Annotated in this window: 1 protein-coding gene; it reads right to left on the bottom strand. The window is 32.5% G+C overall.

Features of this window, described 5'->3' with window-relative positions; all coding sequences use genetic code 11:
* Positions 1 to 49 precede the first annotated feature (49 nt).
* The gene (locus BN338_RS06360) at positions 50 to 1,084 is read right to left on the bottom strand and encodes a replication initiator protein A (RefSeq protein WP_039760172.1); all 1,035 of its coding nucleotides are present in this window, start codon (positions 1,082 to 1,084) and stop codon (positions 50 to 52) included.
* Between the last annotated feature and the right edge of the window lie 289 nt (positions 1,085 to 1,373).

Below are 1,373 nucleotides of genomic sequence, written 5' to 3'. Positions count from 1 at the left end.
TGCAAGGTACTTCAAAGAAGTTATAAATGGAATGAATAGAAGAAAATATTTAAGGATTAGGATTTTTCTCATATCGCTTTTTACAAAAAGCAATAAAAGCTGCGTCTGGATTTTTTAAAATAGGTCGATTATTATTCATCCAGAATTCACGCCATTCATCTTCAAGATAGTAGATATCATAACGCGGGGCAACTATACGAGCTTTGTGGTAAGTTTCTGGATTTAAATGCGGAAATGCTTGAATTTGTGATGATCGCGTGACTTTATTTTTGTTTATGAAAGTTATGATGTCATCATCTATTTCAATCGTGTAATCAGGTAAGTGGTTACTTTTTATCAAATTATTCATCATATATCTAAACTTGTTAAGAGAGCTTTTTGCTCCACTTTTTTTCAATAATAAAGAAAGATTGATTTTCCAATTCCTTTGATGTCCACAATGTTTGCGTGCAATTTCATAAATACGTCGTTCTATCGGTTTGCGAAGCCTAAAATAATCACGATGCAATGTTAGAACTTGTTTTGCCTGAATTGCATTAAAAATCCAATCGGATAGAATAATCTCACACCATAACAAACGCCCATCAAGTCCATGTTTGCGGCGAATTGCGGAAGCATCAATTAAGCCAAATCCATTTATTTGTTCTTCATCTCCTGTCACAATATTGGTACGAATGCGTGTTCCTTCGAGGCGATCAAGCGCTTCAATAAGCGCCATATAATCGCGTCCTGACGTGCCTCTATTCGTAAATTGCAAAAGATCTCGAGTATTAATTCTAACGCGTTTTGAAATTGATTCATTTTTATTGTTTTTAGACATAATTTTTGAAATACAATAAATAAGGATATCCTTATCATAGATTGTTGCCAATCCTTTAATACTAGGAGTAATCTCAAGCCAATTTCCATTATGTTCATAACGTCTAATACATAATTCAGGCTTTTTGGAAAGAGAATAGAAGGGATGTTCAAAATGTTGTGTTAAATCCTTCAGAACAGCATCTGCAACATCACAAATGAACAAGTCTTCCTGTGGATACCTATCAGGTATGAGAAAATCTGTATTTTGAGATATTTTTTCCATGCATTTATATTCGTGGTTTTAAGAACTATGTCAAGAAGTTCGTGGTTTTAAGAACAAAAGTTCGTGGTTTTAAGAACAAAAGTTCGTGGTTTTAAGAACAAACTGTTTCTAAAAAGACTTTATAATCAAATAGTTATTATGTGAATAATTGTCCGTAACACTATATTAACACTATATTTAACACTACGCGCGCGAAGCGCATGACTGTGGATAACTTGTTAAGTTATTGATATAAAAAAACATTTTTTTTCTTTAAAAAAAATTCTCGATTCCTAAAAACTTCAAAATC

This window comes from Bartonella queenslandensis AUST/NH15 (assembly GCF_000312585.1).
Taxonomy (GTDB): domain Bacteria; phylum Pseudomonadota; class Alphaproteobacteria; order Rhizobiales; family Rhizobiaceae; genus Bartonella; species Bartonella queenslandensis_A.
The sequence above is the reverse complement of the archived record's forward strand: the minus strand, read 5'-3'. Positions and strand labels throughout refer to the sequence as shown.